Source organism: Arthrobacter sp. AZCC_0090, assembly GCF_014207375.1.
In the GTDB taxonomy this organism is placed as follows: domain Bacteria; phylum Actinomycetota; class Actinomycetes; order Actinomycetales; family Micrococcaceae; genus Arthrobacter.
Genome location: NZ_JACHEE010000003.1, coordinates 397,961 through 417,701 on the forward strand (window position 1 = coordinate 397,961; position 19,741 = coordinate 417,701).

At 65.0% G+C, this 19,741-nt stretch carries 11 protein-coding genes and 1 pseudogene; 10 read left to right on the top strand and 2 right to left on the bottom strand.

Annotated elements, in window-relative coordinates; all coding sequences use genetic code 11:
* Positions 1-83 precede the first annotated feature (83 nt).
* From HNP00_RS07150 to ftsY, 7 genes and pseudogenes are all read left to right on the top strand, one after another.
* Positions 84-1,538, top strand: coding sequence for a DUF3375 domain-containing protein (locus HNP00_RS07150; protein ID WP_184737345.1), 1,455 nt, complete (start codon positions 84-86; stop codon positions 1,536-1,538).
* The gene (locus tag HNP00_RS07155) at positions 1,535-2,185 is read left to right on the top strand and encodes a DUF4194 domain-containing protein (RefSeq protein WP_311770519.1); all 651 of its coding nucleotides are present in this window, start codon (positions 1,535-1,537) and stop codon (positions 2,183-2,185) included. Before HNP00_RS07150 ends, HNP00_RS07155 begins: the two co-directional genes overlap by 4 nt.
* The gene (locus tag HNP00_RS07160; RefSeq protein WP_184737347.1) at positions 2,182-5,577 is read left to right on the top strand and encodes an ATP-binding protein; all 3,396 of its coding nucleotides are present in this window, start codon (positions 2,182-2,184) and stop codon (positions 5,575-5,577) included. Before HNP00_RS07155 ends, HNP00_RS07160 begins: the two co-directional genes overlap by 4 nt.
* On the top strand, positions 5,574-6,758 hold the full coding sequence (locus tag HNP00_RS07165; protein WP_184737349.1) for a Wadjet anti-phage system protein JetD domain-containing protein: 1,185 nt from the start codon (positions 5,574-5,576) through the stop codon (positions 6,756-6,758). Before HNP00_RS07160 ends, HNP00_RS07165 begins: the two co-directional genes overlap by 4 nt.
* A gap of 1,478 nt (positions 6,759-8,236) precedes the next feature.
* A pseudogene (locus HNP00_RS23175) lies at positions 8,237-8,404 on the top strand (DNA-formamidopyrimidine glycosylase); the annotation flags it as partial.
* A gap of 98 nt (positions 8,405-8,502) precedes the next feature.
* A complete protein-coding gene (smc, locus tag HNP00_RS07170; RefSeq protein ID WP_184737351.1) occupies positions 8,503-12,096 on the top strand; it encodes a chromosome segregation protein SMC in 3,594 nt (1,197 codons plus the stop codon).
* 20 nt (positions 12,097-12,116) lie between these two features.
* A complete protein-coding gene (gene ftsY, locus HNP00_RS07175) occupies positions 12,117-13,340 on the top strand; it encodes a signal recognition particle-docking protein FtsY (protein ID WP_184737353.1) in 1,224 nt (407 codons plus the stop codon).
* Between the two features lie 13 nt (positions 13,341-13,353).
* Here ftsY and HNP00_RS07180 read toward each other — a convergent pair whose 3' ends face one another.
* Entirely contained in the window at positions 13,354-14,589 is a 1,236-nt protein-coding gene (locus tag HNP00_RS07180) for an MFS transporter (RefSeq protein WP_184737355.1), read from the bottom strand.
* Between the two features lie 226 nt (positions 14,590-14,815).
* Here HNP00_RS07180 and HNP00_RS07185 point away from each other — a divergent pair, with 226 nt between their 5' ends.
* Both HNP00_RS07185 and HNP00_RS07190 read left to right on the top strand, forming a co-directional pair.
* Complete coding sequence (locus tag HNP00_RS07185; RefSeq protein WP_184737357.1) at positions 14,816-16,150, top strand: ammonium transporter; 1,335 nt, start codon at positions 14,816-14,818, stop codon at positions 16,148-16,150.
* Positions 16,147-16,485, top strand: a complete 339-nt coding sequence (locus HNP00_RS07190; RefSeq protein WP_028264639.1) for a P-II family nitrogen regulator — start codon at positions 16,147-16,149, stop codon at positions 16,483-16,485. Before HNP00_RS07185 ends, HNP00_RS07190 begins: the two co-directional genes overlap by 4 nt.
* Positions 16,486-16,585: 100 nt before the next feature.
* Here the strand turns inward: HNP00_RS07190 and HNP00_RS07195 are convergent, their stop codons facing one another.
* On the bottom strand, positions 16,586-17,986 hold the full coding sequence (locus tag HNP00_RS07195; protein ID WP_184737359.1) for a glucose-6-phosphate dehydrogenase: 1,401 nt from the start codon (positions 17,984-17,986) through the stop codon (positions 16,586-16,588).
* Between the two features lie 151 nt (positions 17,987-18,137).
* Between HNP00_RS07195 and ffh the strand changes: the two genes are divergently transcribed.
* Positions 18,138-19,709, top strand: coding sequence for a signal recognition particle protein (ffh, locus tag HNP00_RS07200; RefSeq protein ID WP_184737361.1), 1,572 nt, complete (start codon positions 18,138-18,140; stop codon positions 19,707-19,709).
* Positions 19,710-19,741 lie beyond the last annotated feature (32 nt).

Consider the following 19,741-nt stretch of genomic DNA (forward strand, 5'->3'; position numbering starts at 1 on the left):
CTTGGATGGTAGCTGCCGAGTTTTCCGGACCGCATCGCGGCCTTGTCGGCAAGAATGTCGGTGCCGCCCGAGATAATACCGGTATGTCAGCTCTCGCCTCCGCGCTTGCCTACAAGCGCCTCCTCGATGACAACGCGACGCTCAGAATGCTTCGCGCCGATCATGTGGCGGTCTCGGCTGCCCTCCTATCGGCGCATCTCGGGTCCCCAGGCATCCGTCTGACTTCCGAGGACCTGTATGAGGTGATCGATGCCGATCTCGAGGAGCTTCGCCCGCATTTCGAGCTGCCCAAGACCGCCAAGGCGTACTGTGACGACTGGCGGAATGCGTCTTTTCTCATCCGGCGTCCCGCGACCGAAGCGCGCGGAGAGACGTACGAGCTCTCCTCAGATGCCTTGAGCGCGATTCGCGTCCTGGACCAACTCGAAACTCCCCGATCAACGGTCACAGAGTCACGGCTGGTCAGCTTGGCGGCTGGCTTACGACAACTCGCCGTCGACACCGACCCCGATGCCACACGGCGGCTCGAGGCGCTCCACCAGGAGCGCGAGCGCATAGACGCCGAAATTGCACGCATCCGCGACGGAGAGTTCGCCGTCCTCGATGAGCGGCGCGCGCTCGAACGCGTCACCGATATCCTGCTGCAAGCGCAGGATCTTCCTGCCGATTTCGCCCGGGTGCGCGCCCGATTCGAGCAGCTCAACCATGAGTTGAGGGTCAGCATCGTCAATACCGACGACACGCAGAGCACCGTGCTTGACGATGTCTTCCGAGGTGTTGACCTGATTGAGTCGTCCAACGAAGGCCGCACCTTCACTGCGTTCTCCGCCCTCATTCGTGACCCTGAGCGTTCTGCAGCGTTCGACACGGATGTTGCGGCTGTCCTCGATCGCGACTTCGCGGATCGGCTCGCCCCGGAGGCAAGGCGGGCATTGCGCACGCTAGTCCGCGAGCTGAAGGCCGGCAGTCGCGAGGTGCACGGGGTGCTCACCGAGTTCGCGCGCGGGCTGCGGCGCTACGTTCACTCACAGGAGTTCCAGCGCGATCGCGCGCTCCGCGGGGTGCTGCAGGAGGCGCTGGCCGCTGCGGTCGCCGCGAGCAAGAGGATCCGCCCGTACGCCGACACCGGCATCGAGGTTGAGCTCTCGGCCATGCGCCTCTTCAGCGTGGGCGAAATGATCGCCGACGACCCCTCCGAATTCGACACCGGGGCGAGGCTCGCCGACGACGAACCCGGCATCATCGACTTCGAAAAGCTGGCGGCCATTGCCCGTGAGAGCGAGATCGACTTCGCTGAGCTGATACGCAATGTGAACGAGCTGGTAGCAGGGTCGGCGCCCATGACCGTTTCCGAGATCCTCGCCTTCCGCCCGGCCACACAGGGACTCGCGAGCATCATCGGCCTGCTCTCACTCGCCACCCGGCACGGACAGGTGCGGCGCGGCGAAACCGAGCGCCTGACATGGCAGGGGGCCGACGGGATACGTCGACACGCCGACGTCGACACGCACATTTTCACGGAGAGGATCGAAGGGTGACCACCGAGCAGGAGCATGGTTCTCCAGAAGTGGGGCTGTGGAGCGGTGACATCGGAACGCTCCACGAGCAATCCCGGCGTGCCCTGCTGGAGATCCTCAAGGGTCCCTATCTATCGGGCCGCCAACGCCCGCAACTATGGGCCGCTCTGATCGCTGACGAACGTGCAGTACGATCCCAGCTGCACAATCTGTTCCTCGAACTCGTCATCGATCGGGTCGACGAATTCGCCTTCGCCCGCAAAGTGCGCACGACAGAGATTGACGTTCCGAGCGCGCTGCGCACCGAGCGACTGACCTTCCTCGACACAGCCATGCTGCTCGTGCTGCGCCAGCTGCTGCTGGCAGCGCCAGGCGAGCGCCGCGTGATCGTCGGGCAGGACGAGGTCTACGCGCGCCTCGCGGTTTATCGCGACGGCGACGAGGGGGCGTACCTGCGCAACCTCAACGGCGCCTGGGGGCGGATGAGGGACAAGTTCCGCGTCGTCCACGCCCTTGGCGACAACCGGGCCGAGATCTCGCCGGTGGTCAAGTTCATCATCGAGGAGGAACAGGTGCACGCACTCGCCGATGTCTACCGGCGCGTGGCAGGGGCCGATGACGCGGAGACAGGAGCGACATCCATCACCGACGAGACGGTTGCTCCATGAGTGAGACATCACCTGCCACCCCCGAAGTTACGGCGCCCGTCGCTCCCGGACAGTGGCGCCTCGCCGAGGTGCAACTGGCCAATTGGGGCACCTTCGACGGGGCGATCTATCGCGTCCCGATCGCCCGCAAGGGACACCTGATGACCGGCCCGTCCGGTTCCGGCAAGTCCTCCCTCCTCGACGCCATCGCCGCGGTGCCCACACCCGACAAGTGGCTGCGTTTGAACCAGGCGGCGCAAGGCGACGGCACCCGCGCCGACCAGCGCACCATCGTCAGCTACGTGCGCGGGGCGTGGTCGCGCACGACCGACGAGAACGAGGATCGCGTCGTCAGCGCATACCTGCGGCCGGGCGCGACCTGGAGCGGCATCGTGCTGCGGTACGAGAACGGAGTCGATCGGCCCGTGTCACTCTGCCGCCTGTTCTTCCTCCGCGGCACTGCGATGGCCTCCGCCGACGTCGCCGACCTCTGCCTCCTCGAACGCTCGGCGGTCGACCTGCGAGACCTCGAGCCCTTCACGCGCTCGGGCATCGAAACGCGCAAGGTGCAGGCGAACTGGCCCGACGCCGTCGTCACGTCGAACAGAAGCCATGGCCGGTTCTACGCCCGCATGCGCTCACTGTTCGGCATCGCCCACGAGAGCGCCCTGCAACTGCTGCACAAGACGCAGTCGGCCAAGAGTATCGACAGCCTCGACCAGCTCTTCCGTGACTACATGCTGGAACGGCCCGCCACCTACGACCTCGCCGACACCGCCGTCGCTCAGTTCGGCGAGCTGCGAGACGCTCACGAGCATGTCGTGCAGCTGCGGCAGCAGCGAGACCACCTCACTGAGCTGCGCGCACACTCCGATGCGTACGACAGGGCCAACAACGCTGCCGATGCCGCCCGCTCCATGGCCGACTCGGTGGTCCCCTACCAGAAGCACCAGAGCCTCCGCCTTGCCCTGGCCGAACACGGTGCAGTTGGCGAGCAACTCGTGAGCCTGAAGGCCGACGCCGAGCGGGCGGACGGGTCGTACCGACGTGCCGACGAGGACGCAGACCTCGCCCAGCGACGCGCCCTCGAGCTCGGCGGCGGCGAGGCCGAACATCTCCAGCACCGTATCCGCACAGCGCAGGATGCGGAACGGGCGACCAGACAGCGGTGGGACGCCCTCGAATGCCAGCTCACCGAGGCCGGGGTCGCGCACACACCGACAACCGCGGCGGAGTTCGCCGAGCTCATGGCCGAGATCGACCGCACCCTGCACTCTCCCTCCACCTCTGCCGGACCGAGCCACGCGCAGCAGGAGCGCTTCTTCATCGCGCGAGCCGCGAAGGAGCGCATCGAGACGGCGATCCGTACGCTGCGCATGAGCGGAACGACCGTGCCCGACAACCTCATCGGCATCCGCCGAGCAATCTCCACCGAGACGGGGCTGCCGGTCACGGCTCTCCCCTTCGCCGCCGAGATCATCGAGGTGCGACCCACGTTCGCTGAATGGACCGGAGCGATCGAGCGGGTGCTCCGCCCGTTCGCCCTCACAATGCTCGTGCGCAGCGAGCACCTCCCTGCCGTGCGACGGTGGGCAGAAGCGCACCGCGTCAACGCCCGCCTCGTCTTCGAGGAAGTCTCCTCGGAGATTCCCCCGCCCCGGCCAGCGCGAAGCAGCCTGTCCCTCGTGAACCGGATCTCCGTCGCACCTGGGCCGTTCGCCGAGTGGGTCGCTGGCCAGCTGTCAGAGCGGTTCGACTACGCGTGCGTCGACAGCCCCGACCAGCTTGACGACCATACCCGAGCGGTCACGGTCAACGGCCAGGTCAAGTCCTCCCGCACGCGGTACGAGAAAGACGACCGCGTCAAGATCGACGAGCGAGGCCATTGGGTGCTTGGCGACCGCGAGTCAAAGCTCGAAGCACTCATCGAGCAGCTGCGCGGCGCGGAACGCGAGTATTCCCAGGCCGAGACCGACGTCGATCGCGCCGAGAAGGAACGCAACAGCGATCTGGAGCGCCGAGCAACGCTCAAGGCAGTGCGGGGGCAGATGTGGCATGACATTGACCTGGATGCTGCGGCGGCGGCGATCGCCGACCTGCAGCGGCGCCTCGACGACCTGACCCGCGAAGACGGCGGGCTGCGCGACGCCGTCGGTGCGGCGCAGACCGCACGGGAAGCTCGCGAGGCCGCCGCGAAGGCCCTTCAGGACGCCGAGCTCAGTCTCCGCCAGGCCACGACGAAGCACGAAGAACTCGGCACAGCCATCCGGGATCTGGAAGAAGCCATCGCCACAGGAGGCGTCCCGGATCTCGACGAGCACACCACGGCCGCGCTCGGCCGCCGATTCCGCGAGGTCCAGCGCAGCATCACGCGGCAGAACATCGCCGAGGTCGGCCAGGAGGTCATCCGCCGGCTGCAGCAACAGCGGGACAAGGATCTGGAGGCAGCCCGCACGTCCGGCAACGATGTGGCGCGCCTGGCCGCCCAGTTCAACGAACGCTGGTCGGCCGCAGCGGCAGCGGCAGACCTGTCGCCGACGACAGCTGACCGCCGCGCCTACGTCGAGGTGCTGGACGGCATCGTCGCCCACGGCCTGCCCGAGCACGAGTCCAACTTCCTGCGCCTGCTGAGAGAACGGTCCCGCGACATGATCGGCGAGCTCGTCAGTGACATTCTGGGGGCGCCGCGGGAGATCGAGGAACGCGTCGCGCCCGTGAACGCGTCTTTGAAACGGTCAGAGTTCGACGAGGGTCGCTACCTGAAGCTGCGCGTCAAAGTGCGGCGCAGCGAGACCGTCACCCGCTTCATCGCCGACCTGCGGTCCATCTCGGAAGGTGGATGGGCGGACAACGACCTCGAATCCGCCGAAGAACGTTTCGCCACCCTCGCGGACATCATGCGGCGCTTCGCCTCCAGCGACCACGTCGACCGCAGCTGGAAGCGCCAGTGCCTCGACACGCGGCAGCACGTGACCTTCCTGGCCGAAGAGATCGACGCCCACGGAAGGGTGCACGCCACCTACGATTCGGGAGCGGCGATGTCGGGCGGCCAGCAGCAGAAACTCGTCATCTTCTGCCTCGCGGCAGCCCTGCGGTACCAGCTCGCCGACCCCGACGATGAGTTCCCCCGCTACGGAACCATCGTGCTCGACGAGGCGTTCGACAAAGCCGACACACGCTACACCCGCATGGCGCTGGACATCTTCGTCGAGTTCGGCTTCCAGCTCATACTCGCGACCCCGCAGAAGCTCCTCCAGACCATCGAGCCGTACGTCGGTGCCGCGACCTCCATCGAGAACCCGACCCGCCGACGGACAGCCATCGCGAACGTGCCGTGGCGACAGGACGCCGCAAGCGACGTCACAACCGCCGGAAACGCGGACGGCGAGGCAACCTCAGAGGCCGCCCAATGATCACCCTCGCCCAGGCACGCGATACAGCTCGTGCGCGACTGCAGGCCAAACTCGGCGAGTGGGGATCAGCCGGCGACCCAGCATCGACCGGGGCGCTCCTGTCTATCGCGCTGAAACCGCCGACCGAACGGGAGATGCTCAACGACGAGGCCGCCGCGGAGAACTGGGCCAAGGACTGGGCCGCCCTTCCGCTCGGCAACGGCGCCACCGTCGACTGGGAGGTGCGCGCCTGGCGCAGCATCGGCCGGCAGCGCGTGCCGGTACGGCTTCGGCTGGCCACCCCCGACGATGTCGCCGAATTCGCCGGCGGGGAGCACGCGCGAGCGTGGTCGCGACTGCGCACCCGCGCAGCAATCCTCCGCGAGCGGTTCGGCGACACTGACCCGATCAACACGGTGATCCGCCGACACACCGAGACCCTGATCCAGTTCGACGAGGCCCGCTTCGCCACGGTGGTCGATGCCGTCGCATGGTTGGTCCGCCATCCGGTCACCGGTCTTCGACCCCGTCAGCTGCCGATCCGCGGCGTCGACACCAAATGGTTCACCGCACATCGGAGCATCGTCTCGTCCCTCTACGCCGCAACGACCGCCTCCACCGACCTCGGCATCGTCGACACCGACAAGCTCGTCCGGGTTCGGGTCCTCGACGAGGCGCTGGCGATCGGCGGCATCATCGAATTCGCCGCTCCCGTGTCCCAGCTCAACGTCCTGTCGTTCTCTCCCGCTGCTGTCCTCGTGTACGAGAACCTCGAGACCGTCCTCGCGATGCCGCTGTGGCCGGGTGCCATCGCCGTCCACGGTTCCGGCTACGCCGTCGATGTCGTCGGCCGACTGCCTTGGGTGCAGCAATCGCCAATCCTCTACTGGGGCGACCTGGACTCGAATGGCTTCGCGATCCTGCACCGCCTGCGATCGTCGCATCCGGACGTAACGTCCGTCCTGATGGACGAGAGCACCCTGCTCGACCACCGCGACCTCTGGATACAAGAACCGACGCCGAACCGCGGAACCTTCGACACACTGACCGGCAGCGAGCAGCGAGCCCTCAAACGCCTGCGTGACGAAGGGGATGTGCGTCTGGAACAGGAACGCATCCCGTGGCAGACCGCGCTGAAATCGCTGCAGACGGCATGGAAAATGATCGCTGAACGAAGCCAGTGGAAAATCAATTCCGATTGAGGCCGAACTTTCCGGTCACGAGGGCACGCCGGGTTGAGTCAAACTAAGGCGATCCGCCCTCGTCTTCCTCATGTTCCGCATCATCACCGTCCCGAATGAAGCTCTTGCCCAACCATTCAAGGTCTTCTTAGCGTAGAGCACGCAAGCCTGCCTGCTGCCAAGCGACCAAACGGAGATCGTCCTTGCCATCCCCGCTGCCGTCCGCTTTCCAGGCCCTCGGGTAACGAACTTCACCTCAACGGTCGTTGGGACGAGCTAGCTTGTGCGGCTGAATGGCCAATAGCTTGCGGGGGAGCGGATCTGCCGCGCTTTGCAGACCTGCACGAAGCATGCCCGTGGAAGCAGCAACAGTGCCCCCGGCGCGGATGGCCTCGTTCGGAATCGGGCGGAGGTAACAGCTGCCTCAGCCGTAATCAGTGAGTTGGTCGGGCGGCGATCTGGCCTTGCGTGGTCACCACGGGAAGGGGTCCGCGACGAACGCAACATAATGTCCTTTGTCAACGTCGTGCCCGGCTGGCGGGGCAGAGGGCCTTTCAGCGGAATGTGCGCAGCTGCTGCCGTGAAGAGCGCCTTCAGGACCGAGGATCTGGATCGCTCGTACTCTTGATCCTCGGTCCTGGCCTCGTAACTGGTCGGCGGATACAACAACTCGTGCAACTTGCTGATCGCTGACAGGCGTCCGGTTGCGACCGCCAGCGCCAAGCCGTTGCCCTCGATGAAAGCCACAGCGCGCTCGGCCGTGATCGGATGCCCACATACATTTCGGGTCGTATGGTGAAACAGCTGGCCACACCCGCCGGGTTTCCCGTGCGTGAGAGGGGAGGTGCTGAGTCGTCTGACATGGCCACAGTTTGCACCGCGGGAACGGAACTCAACAACTAGTGTGGATGTGGTGATCGCTGTGGGATGGCCTGTTTGTGCTGATTTAGCAGGGATCTTTTCTCCTCGTTTATGAGCGCAAAACATACCCCTTGCATAGACCCCCGGGGGCGGGGAAGACCATGCTTGCCGAACGGGATGGGGCTACGGGAGCGGCGGTTTCGAACTGCATGTCGACTGAGTGGGCGTCACGCAATGCGTTGAGCTGGCAGATGCTGAGGCAACCGCGCGCAACGACCTTGAGCTTCTCGACAGGGAGGATGCACAGACGGCGGAGGTCACGGGTATTGCCGAGGCAGAGCTGACTCGAGTGCCTGCGTCGGGGGTACCTGCCTGCGTGCCGGTAAGACCCGAGCCGGAACCCCAGTCGGCAGTCAGCCTTCGCACTCCCCGCAGTAGGAGAGGTCGCCCTTTGTCCGGCCGGTTTGTGAACCTGGCCTCGTCCTTGTTTGTCGCACCTTCAACATTGGTCGAATTGTCGTGCCTTCCATCGGGCGGCAACACGCTGAACGTCCGAACTCCCTTGATTTTAGTTGTCGTGTCAGCCTTTGGACGAACTGGGACACCACGATCCACGTCAACGTTACATACTGTGCTAGGCCGGATACTTCGCCCGATCCCTCGATGCCTATGGGCGGGCGGGCGAACCGTGCAGGCGCTGCGCCGCTGTGGGGCTGCCGGGTGTCATCAAACGCGAGTAGTTCATGAACCGCTCTTCCTACACCTGCCCCATCTGCCAGCCGAAGCCGCGCAACGGCCGCTGGTAGCACGGATTCGCGGGTATGCCCCCGCAAATCCGGGGATTTCCGCCGTCGGGCAGTAGATTGAGAACGGGAAATCAGCCACTCAGGAGATCCGAAACACCTTGCATCTGAAAAGTTTGACTGTCCGGGGATTCAAGTCGTTCGCGTCGGCCACGACGTTCGACTTCGAGCCGGGCGTGACGGCCGTTGTCGGCCCCAACGGTTCGGGCAAGTCCAACGTGGTTGACGCGCTGGCCTGGGTGATGGGCGAACAAGGTGCAAAGACCCTGCGCGGCGGCAAAATGGAAGACGTCATCTTCGCCGGCACATCGGGGCGGCCTCCTCTGGGCCGCGCACACGTTGCGCTGACGATCGACAACGCCGACGGCGCCCTGCCGATCGAATACAGCGAAGTCACCATTTCCCGCACGCTCTTCAGGACCGGCGGATCCGAGTATGCAATCAACGGCTCGCCGTGCCGTCTCCTGGATATCCAGGAATTGCTCTCGGACTCCGGCCTGGGCAGGGAAATGCATGTGATCGTAGGGCAAGGGCAGTTGGACCGCGTCCTGCACGCCACCCCTGAGGACCGCCGAGGATTCATTGAAGAGGCCGCAGGCATCCTCAAGCACCGGCGTCGTAAGGAAAAGACTGTCCGCAAGCTGGAAGCCATGCAGGCAAACCTGCAGCGCCTTGGCGACCTGACTGCCGAGATCCGCCGGCAACTCACGCCGTTGGGTAAACAGGCCGAAGTCGCCCGCCGCGCGCAGACCGTCCAGTTCGACGTTCGAGACGCAAAGTCCCGGCTGCTGGCAGACGAGCTCGTTCAGCTCTCCAAAGCGTTGGAGAAAGATGTCGCCGACGAAGCTGCGTTGAAGGAGCGGCGCGAGGCGGTTGAAGCGGAGCTCGGCGTGGGCCGCCAACGCCAGGTCCGTCTTGAGCAACTTGCGGCCGAAGCCACACCCCGGCTCAATGCGGCCCGGGACAATTGGTACCAATTGTCGGCAACTAGGGACCGGCTTCGAGCCTTGGGTTCGCTCGCCACTGAGCGTCGCCGCCTCCTCGGCTCCGCGGATGCGGCCCCGGATTCCGGCCGCGACCCGGACCACCTCGACCGGCAGGCCGCCCGGGTCCGGCAGGAACAGTCGGAGCTGGAGCACGACATCCTTGCGAAGCAGGCAGCACTTCTCGAGGCCACTGCTGCCAAACAAGAAGCCGAGAACCTTGCCGCGGCTGAGGACAAGCGGCTGACAGCCGTGCTGCGGGCAGCAGCCGATCGCCGTGAAGGCCTCGCGAAACTCGTGGGTCAATTGGCTGCCGCGCGTTCCCGGGCTGAGGCAGCCGAGGCCGAACGAGGCAGGCTCAGGGACTCGCTTTCTGCCGGTGAGGAGCGCCGTCGCCACGCACAAAGCGAGTTCACGGCCCTCGAATCGCAAGTGGCCGGGGTTGAAGACGGTGAGGAAAGCCTCGACGCCGAATACGAGGACGCCACCGCCCTTCTTGACCAGATCACCGCCGAGATCGAGGCATTGAAAGCCGCCGAACGGGACGAGGTCCGCGAACGCGACGCGCTCATCGCCCGCCGCGATGCCCTGCAGCTCGGCCTCAACCGCAAGGATGGCTCTTCCCGGATCTTGTCTTCAGGCCATCCCGGGGTCGTGGGTTCAGTGGCCTCCCTTCTGACTGTGGAGCCCGGCTATGAGGCCGCCGTGGCCGCAGCGCTCGGCAGGGCCTCCGACGCCGTGGTGGTGGCCGATGCCGCGGGAGCCGTCGCTGCGATGCAGTTGCTGAAAGACGCCGACGCCGGACGGGCCTCCCTTTTGCTGGCGGACGTGGTCCCACCCACCGCTGGGGAGCTCGACTTGTCGAAACTGCCGGAGTTACCGGACGGCGTGCGTTGGGCCACTGAGTTGGTTCAGGCCGATGGTCCTGAAGCCAGCGGCGCGGTAGCCCTCCTGGCGCTCACCGCCGTCGTCGATGGACTGGACGCAGCGGCAGGCCTCATTGCCGGCAACCCGGGGCTTACCGCCGTGACCCTCGAGGGGGACGTCTTTAGGGCCCTGACTGTAGACGGCGGATCGGCCACGGCACCGTCGCTCCTTGAGGTCCAAGCCGCAGTGGACGACGCCGAAACCCGGCTTCTGGAGCTCACCACCCGTCTTGAACGTGGCAAGTTCGCCCTGGCTGGAGCCGAAGGGCGCCGGGCCAACGCCCAGGAGCGGGCAGACGCAGCACTGGACAAACTCCACGACTCGGATGCCCGCTTGGCTGCCGTGGCGGAGCGGCTTGGGCACCTGAATTCCCAGTTGCGCAGCGCCGTCGCGGAAAGCGACCGCCTGGCCGAGTCCTTAGCCAAGGCCGAACTGAACATCGCCGTCGCCGAGGAGGCCCTTGAGCTTGCGGCGGAACGGTTGGCCGCGGCACAAGAAGCCCCCCAGGAAGAAGAGCCTTCCACGGAGCACCGGGACGTCTTGTCGATGGCTGCCAGCGAAGCCCGGTCCCGCGAGATGGAGGTCAGGCTAGGGCTGCGCAGTGCCGAGGAGCAACTCGCCGCAACCAGCAACCGCGCTGCGTCCTTGGAACGTGCCGCCGCAAGCGAAAGGCGTGCCCGTGAGGAGGCAGCGCGCCGGGCACTGCGGCGCAAAGCCCAAGCCGAGCGGGCCTCGGCAGTGGCCTCCGCCGTCGAACAGACAGTGGGCTTCGTTGACGTTTCAGTGGACTTGGCCGCCCGCGCTCGCGACCTCGCGGAGGCGGTCCGTGAGCAGCGCGAGAAGGAACTTGCCGATGTCCGGAGCACCAACGACGTCTTAGCCCAGGAACTGGCTGGACTGACGGATTCGGTGCACCGCGACGAACTCGCGCGAGCCCAACAAAGGCTCAGGATCGAGGCCTTGGAGACGCGAGCCATCGAAGAACTTGGCCTGTCAGCCGAGCAACTCGTGGCCGACTTCGGTCCGGATCAGCCCGTTCCGGTGCCCGCAGCCGCCACGGACAAATGGGCCGAACTTCGCGCCCCGGTGGACGAAGACGGAAACCCTGTTGGGGAGGGTGTTCCCTTTGTCCGCGCTGAGCAGGAGAAACGGCTCCGGAAGGCCGAACGGGACCTCGCTGCGCTTGGCAAAGTGAACCCCCTGGCGCTTGAGGAATTTGCGGCACTCGAGGAACGGCACCAGTTCCTGAGCACGCAGCTGGAAGACCTCAAATCCAGCCGAAAAGACCTTTTGGACATCATCAAGGAAGTGGACAGCCGCGTCCAGCAGGTCTTCGCTGAAGCCTTCGCCGATACGTCCAAGCAGTTCGACCACGTGTTTGCGCGGCTCTTTCCCGGCGGGGAGGGCAAATTGGTGCTGACAGACCCCGACGACATGCTGACCACCGGCATCGAGGTTGAGGCAAGGCCCGCCGGCAAGAAGATCAAGCGCTTGTCCTTGCTTTCCGGTGGCGAACGGTCGCTGACGGCTATCGCCCTGCTCGTGGCGATTTTCAAAGCGCGGCCTTCCCCCTTCTACGTCATGGACGAGGTGGAAGCCGCGCTGGACGATACCAACCTGGGCAGGTTGATCACGATCTTCGAAGAACTACGCGAGTCCAGCCAGCTGATTGTCATCACCCACCAGAAGAGGACCATGGAAGTCGCCGATGCGCTCTATGGAGTGACAATGCGGGGCGACGGGGTGTCCACCGTCATCAGCCAGAGGCTCGGTGCCGAGGTCTAGCTTTATGAGAAGCTAGGGGAGTGAACGATCTCCTCCCCATTATTTTGTCCATTGTCGCTGCCATTGTGGTGGTCGGAGGGCTGATTCCTGTCCTGCTCAAGGCGCGGAAGTCCTCCTCGACCTACGCTGGAACGCGCGACACCAACGATCCCGTTGGTACGGCGTCGGCAGGCAGCGGAACGATCGTCGACGACGCCCCCGGGTCCGTGCGGGAACGCCCGGCGCCCGGCAGCGTCGCCGAGCCCACCGACCTTGCCGTTCCCGAGACCGACGTTCCTGACGACGCCGCGGGACTTGAACTCATCGAGGTGGAGACGCCTGCGCCGGTGGAAGGCCGCCTCAACAGGCTTCGGGCGCGATTGGTCAAATCCAACAACATCCTCGGCAAGGGTCTCCTGGCACTACTTGCGAGCGACAAGATCGACGAAGATGTCTGGGACGAAGTCGAAGAAACGCTGCTCCTTGCCGACCTTGGCACCGAGCCCACCATGCAACTGGTGGATGCGCTGCGTGAACGGGTGAAGGTCAAAGGCACCCGCAACCCGGAGGAAGTCAAAGCCCTCCTGCGCGAGGAACTCATCAAGCTCGTGGATCCCACCATGGACCGGAGCTTGAACGTGGAGCGCAAGGGAGACCACCCGGCCATCATGATCGTGGTCGGCGTCAACGGTGTTGGCAAGACCACCACCGTGGGCAAGCTGGCGCGCGTTCTCGTCGCCGAGGACAAGGACGTTCTCTTGGGCGCTGCTGATACCTTCCGAGCGGCGGCTGCGGAGCAGCTTGCCACGTGGGGACAGCGTGTGGGGGTAGCGACGGTCAGGTCGCACGTCGACGGCGCGGACCCCGCCTCTGTTGCGTATGAGGCGGTCAAAGCCGGCATCGAGCAGGAAGTCGACGTCGTCATGATCGACACCGCCGGCCGCCTGCAGAACAAGGTGGGCCTCATGGACGAGCTCAGCAAGGTCAAGCGCGTCATCGAGAAGCTGGCCGAAGTGGACGAAGTCCTGCTGGTGCTGGATGCGACCACCGGCCAGAACGGCCTGAACCAGGCCAAGGTCTTTGCCGAGGTGGTCAACATCACGGGAATCGTGCTCACCAAACTGGACGGCACCGCGAAGGGCGGCATCGTCGTCGCGATCCAAAAGGCTCTCGGCGTGCCGGTCAAGCTTGTTGGCCTTGGCGAAGGCCCGGACGACCTCGCCCCGTTCGAGGCGGAAGCCTTCGTCGACGCCCTGCTGAACTAGTTGCCCTGCTAAACTAGGTGCCCTGCTGAACTAGGCGCTGCATCGGCTCGCGTGCTACGGACCAGCCGACGGCCGAGAGCAGCAGGATGCCGCCGGTTGCGCCGAACGCCCAGCCGTAGCCAAAACCGTCGGCCAGAAGGCCAACCAGTACCGGGCCAACGATTGCTCCGGCATCGGAGGCCATCTGGAAGACCGCCAGGACCTTGCCACCGGAACGGCCACGACCGATGATGTCCCCGACGGCGGCTTGCTGGGCAGGGTTCAGCAAACCCGAGCCGAAGCCGGCCACAGCGGAAGCCGCGAAAAACGCGGGAAGATTGCTCGTCAAACCGATGGTGGCCGTGGCCAAGCCTGTGACAACCAGGCCCAGCAGCATCATGGGCTTGCGGCCGAAGCTGTCGGCAAGACGGCCCGAGAAGGTCAGTGCCAGCGCGTTGCCCCCTGCGAACACGGCCAAGGCCCATCCCGCGGAACCTGCACCAGCGGCGAGGACAACCACCGCGAACAATGGCACAGTGGCCATGCGCACGCCGAAGGTCGCCCAGCCGTTGCTGAAACTGGAGAACAGCGCGGCCCGGTAGGCGGAATCGCCCAGGGCCTCCTTCATGTGCATCGCCGGCCCCGCCGCACCCCCTTGGATCGCAGCCTTTGAACGGCCCGTCAGCTGCGTGCGTACAACCAAGGCCGCGAGGACCAGGGCTGCCGCGTAGGCGAGGAACGGAACGCGCAGCCCGAACCCGGCCAGCAACCCACCCACCACGGGGCCGAGGACGCTACCGATCAGGAAAGCAGAAGCGTACGCGCCGGAGACCCGCCCGCGGCTTTCGGGAGGGGCCAGCCTGATCAAAAGACCCATCGCTGCCACCGTGAACATCACCGAACCGGCTCCGCCGAGGCCCCGGAAGACCAGCAGCTGCCAATAGTTCTGGGCGAAGGCGCATGCCGCCGTCGATGCTGCCACAATCAGCAACCCCGCAATGTACACGGGACGCTCGCCGAAGCGGCCCATCAGCGCGCCGCCGGCTGGGGCGAATACGAGACGCATGAAGGCGAAAATACTCACGATCACCGCGGCCGCCGTTGCGCCGACGTCGAAGGTGGTGGCGAACTGCGGAAGTACGGGCGCGACGAGGCCAAAACCCAGTGCTATCAGGAACGCTGCCACCAACATCACCTTGATGTCCCGTGGCATCTCAGCCTTCGTGGCCCTGACCCCTTGATTTGCGCGGGATTTGGGGCTTGCGGTCATCGTGTCGGGATCCTCCGGGTCGTGTTGGCGCAGGGAACGTGGAACTGACGAAACATACCCGTAACAAGCGTGATATGCACCATTTACCTTCGAGAAGTTCTTGTAACAGCCCTGCAATCTAAAACCTTCGCAGGTGAAACACTGCCCCGCAAAACTCTTACATAGAACGCAAATGCGTTGGGACAGGCGGCAAAGTCCGCAACAAAGAGCAGAGAGGACGTAGACCATGGAATTCAGCGCCGGTCTCGTTTGGCTCCTGGTCGCGTCAGCCTTCGTGCTGTTCATGACCCCGGGCCTGGCATTCTTCTATGGCGGCATGACCCGTGCCAAGGCCGCCCTGAACATGATGATGATGAGCTTCATCGCCATCGGCACAGTGACCATCGTCTGGGTCTTGTGGGGCGCCTCGATGTCCACGAGCAACACGGACAACTTCTTCCAGCTCTTCGCAAATCCGTTCAGCCACTTCGGCCTGCACAACTTCACGGATCCTGCAGACCTCCTCAAGGTAGGCTACGCGGCCACCTTCGCGATCATCACCGTGGCCCTGATCTCCGGTGCCATCGCGGACCGTGCCAAGTTCTCGGCCTGGACGCTCTTCACGCCGATTTGGGCCACCCTGGTCTACGCACCCATGGCTTACATGGTGTGGGGCGGCGGGCTCTTCTCGAAGGACGGCTGGTTCGGCCAGACGTTCGCTCCGGTCATCGACTTCGCCGGTGGCACCGTGGTGCACATCAACGCCGGTGTTGCCGGCCTGATCCTCGTCCTGATCATCGGCAACCGCAAGGGCTTCGGCAAGGACCCGAACCACCGCCCGCACAACGTGCCCCTGGTGATGCTCGGGGCGGCCATCCTCTGGTTCGGCTGGTTCGGCTTCAACGCCGGTGCAGCAGCAACGGTAGAGCAGGCAGGCCTCATCTGGATCAACACCCTCACCGCACCCGCAGCAGCCATGCTTGGCTGGCTGATCGTGGAGCGCATCCGTGACGGCCACCCCACCTCGCTCGGAGCTGCTTCGGGTGTTGTCGCCGGCCTGGTTGCCATCACGCCGGCTTGTGCCAACGTTTCCCCGCTCGGTGCCATTGCCCTCGGCGTTGCAGCCGGTGTTGCCTCGGCCCTCGCCGTCGGCCTGAAGTTCAAGCTTGGCTACGACGACTCCCTGGACGTCGTCGGTGTCCACTTGGTGTCCGGCATCATCGGCACCGTTGCCATCGGCTTCCTTGCCACCCCGACCCAGGGCGCAGCCGGCCTGTTCTACGGCGGCGGTACCACCCAGCTGGTGGCACAGTCCCTCGCGGCGCTTTGCTCGATTGTCTTCACCGGCGTGATGACGTTCATCATCGCCTACCCGATCCACAAGCTCATGGGCTTCCGCATCTCCGAACGCCAGGAAATCGCCGGTGCAGACCTCAGCCTGCACGCCGAAACGGCGTACGAGTTCGGCGTCGGAGGACACGGAGGCAGCTTCCAGCCGCTTCACGACCTCATCACCGGCAAGGCATCCGCCGAAGCCACTGACGAAGCATCCGTATCAGGCAAGGAGAGTGTCCAGGCATGAAACTCATCACGGCGATCGTCCGCCCGGAGAAGCTCGACGCCATCCGAGAGGGGCTCGAAGCTTACGGGGTACAGGGACTGACGGTCAGCGCGGCCAGCGGCTACGGCCGGCAGCGGGGTTACACCGAGGTGTACCGCGGAGCCGAGTACAACGTGGATTTGCTTCCGAAGATCCGCGTCGAGGTCCTGGCCACGGATGAGCAGGCGGACGACATCCTCGATGTCCTAATCGCCTCCTCCAACACAGGCCGGGCCGGTGACGGCAAAGTCTGGACCGTGGACGTCTACGAAGCAGTCCGTGTCCGCACGGGCGAACGAGGCGCAGCAGCCATCTGAAGCACCTAACGCAAAGGCGGGCCGGGTACCTGGAAAGGTACCCGGCCCGCCTTTGCGTTTGCCCTTCCGAAGTCGACCGGCCTGCTAGCCTCCGACCCCCCTAGCCCACGACGGCGGTGGGCCAGTCCGCGGGACCGGACCCACCGGCGTCGTACTCCTCAAGCGGCACCGAATCCTTGGCCCAGGCCTTGAGCACGGGCTCGACGATCCTCCAGCAGTCCACCGCGGTGTCTCCGCGGACGGAAAGGAGGGGATCGCCGGTGATGACCCCCTCCAGGACTTCTCCGTAGGGCAAGAGCTCGGAAGCATTCAGTTCAGAGTTGAGCGTCACGCGGTCAAGCGTGAAGATGTCTCCGGGACCGTTGACGTCAACGTCGAGCTGGAGTGTGTCCGGACCGAAACCGATACGCAGCTGGTTGGGGGAGTCCACGCCTTGGAACCCGGCCGGCAGATGCGGAACGGGCCGGAAGGTGATGATGGCTTCCTTGCGCATGAGTCCCAATGCCTTGCCTGAGCGAAGGATGAAAGGGACTCCCTTCCAGCGCCAATTGTCGATCGCCACCTCAACCTCCGCGAGCGTCTCGGTGTTCCGGGCGGGATCAACACCTTCCTCGGCGGCATAGTCCGGAACCGCATGCCCACCGCTCCGGCCGGCGGTGTACCGGGCCCTGCGGGTGGTCTCCCGGTAGGGCGCGCTGATGCTGCTCGCACGCAGCACCGTCGAGATCGCTCCCCTGAGATCGCGCTCGCCGATGGTGGCGGGGGCATCAATGGCCAGGAGCGCCATGATGTGCAGCAAATGGCTCTGGATCATGTCCTTCAGGGCGCCGGCGTTGTCGTAGTAGCGGGCACGCCCTTCAAGTGCGAGGTCTTCGTCGAAAATGACCTCCACCTTTTCGATATGGTCCCGGTTCCACACGGGTTCGAGGAACCTGTTGGCGAAGCGCAGGCCCAGGATGTTCAGGACAGTGGCTTTGCCGAGGAAGTGGTCCACCCGGTGGATGTGGTCTTCCGGGACCAGGGCGGCTAGGGTCTTGTTGAGTTCCCGGGCGGATTCCGGACTGGATCCGAACGGCTTCTCCATCACCAGCCGCGTCCCGGCCGGCAGATCTCCGGCGTTGAGGACTTCGCAGGCCTTTTGGCTGATGTGTGGCGGCAAGGCAAAATAGACGGCTACCGGAGCTTCGAGTCCGGCCAACAGTGTGGCGAGTTGGCCATCGGCCGTGACATCCAGCTGATGGTATGTGGTGTTGTCCTCCATGGCCGCGACTGCTTTCTTTCCTGCGGCATCGGCGTCCTTTCCAGCCTCCTCAAAGGCGCCCTGGACCCGTTTTGTCCATTGCTCGGGGGTCCAGGGATCGGAACCTGCCCCCACAAGCTTGAGGCCTTCCGCGAGCCCGCCGGCCACAAGCCTGGCAAGGCCGGGCAACAGCAGCCGGCCTGTCAAGTCCCCCGAGGCGCCTAGGATGAGCAACGTTTTGACTGTTGTTTTGCTGGTCACTGTGCCAGCATGCCATCTTGCAGGCGCGTCTTGGTACCCTAGATAGTCGAGTCCCTCAGTTGAGTCAGATTTGTTTGGGGCAGGAATCGTCAAGATGTTGGCGCGCCGGAATGGCCGCCATTCGTAGACCATTGAAAGAAGTGCACGGCGCGTGTTCAATTCACTCTCTGACCGGTTGACAGCAACCTTCAAGAATCTCCGTGGCAAGGGCCGCCTCACCGAGGCCGACGTCGACGCCACCGTCCGGGAGATCCGCCGCGCCCTGTTGGATGCGGACGTTGCTGTTTCCGTGGTCCGCGAGTTCACCGGCCGCATCCGTGAACGTGCCCTGGGCGCCGAGGTTTCCGCGGCCCTGAACCCGAGCCAGCAGATCGTCAAGATCGTCAACGAGGAACTCCAGGAGATCCTCGGCGGCGAGACACGCCGTATCCGCCTGGCGAAGACCGGCCCCACTATCATCATGCTCGCCGGCTTGCAGGGCGCGGGCAAGACCACCCTCGCGGGCAAGCTCGCCAAGTGGCTCAAGGCCCAGGGGCACAGCCCCGTACTTGTTGCCGCCGACCTCCAGCGTCCCAACGCCGTGACGCAGCTCCAGATCGTCGGTGAACGCGCTGGCGTCCACGTCTTCGCACCGCACCCGGGCACCACATCAGACCTGGATGTTCCCACGGGCGACCCCGTCGCCGTCGCACGCGCCGGCGTCGACGAAGCCCGTCAGAAGCTGCACGACGTCGTGATCGTCGACACCGCTGGCCGCCTCGGCGTCGACGCCGAAATGATGGATCAGGCGCGCCGCATCCGCCAGGCGATCATCCCGAACGAAGTGCTGTTCGTGATCGACTCCATGATCGGCCAGGATGCGGTCAATACGGCCGTTGCGTTCGATGAAGGCGTCAACTTCACGGGCGTCGTGCTGTCAAAGCTCGACGGCGACGCCCGCGGCGGTGCCGCCCTGTCGGTCGCGTCCGTCACCGGAAAGCCGGTCATGTTCGCGTCCACCGGCGAAAGCCTCGACGACTTCGAACTGTTCCACCCGGACCGCATGGCCTCCCGCATCCTGGACATGGGTGACGTTCTCACCCTGATCGAACAGGCCGAGAAGAACTGGGACAAGGACGAAGCGGCCCGGATGGCGAAGAAGTTCGCCGATCAGGAAGACTTCACCCTGGACGACTTCCTCGCCCAGATGCAGCAGATCCGCAACATGGGTTCCATGAAGAAGATGCTCATGATGATGCCGGGTGCGCAGAACATCCGCCAGCAGCTGGAGCAGTTCGACGAGCGCGAGATCGATCGCGTGGAGGCCATCGTTCGCTCCATGACTCCGCATGAGCGCCTGGCTCCGAAGATCATCAACGGCTCCCGTCGCGCCCGCATCGCCCGAGGCTCCGGCGTGCACGTTTCCGAGGTCAACGGCCTCCTCGAGCGTTTCGCGCAGGCCCAGAAGATGATGAAGAAGCTGGCCCAGGGCGGCGGCATGCCAGGGATGCCGGGCATGCCCGGCATCGGTGGCGGTGGTTCGCGCAAGGGTGCCAAGAGCGCGCCGAAGAAGAAGGCCCGTTCCGGCAACCCCGCCAAGGCCGCCCAGGAATTGCGAGACGCCGAGAACAAGCGGGCGAAGGCTGTTCCCACCGGCGCGGCATTCGGCCAGCCTGGCGGCGACTTCGATCCCTCGCAGCTGAACCTGCCCAAGGGCTTCGACAAGTTCCTCGGCGGCAAGTAACCGTCCCCCAGCGGCCAGTGAGTTTGGTTGTC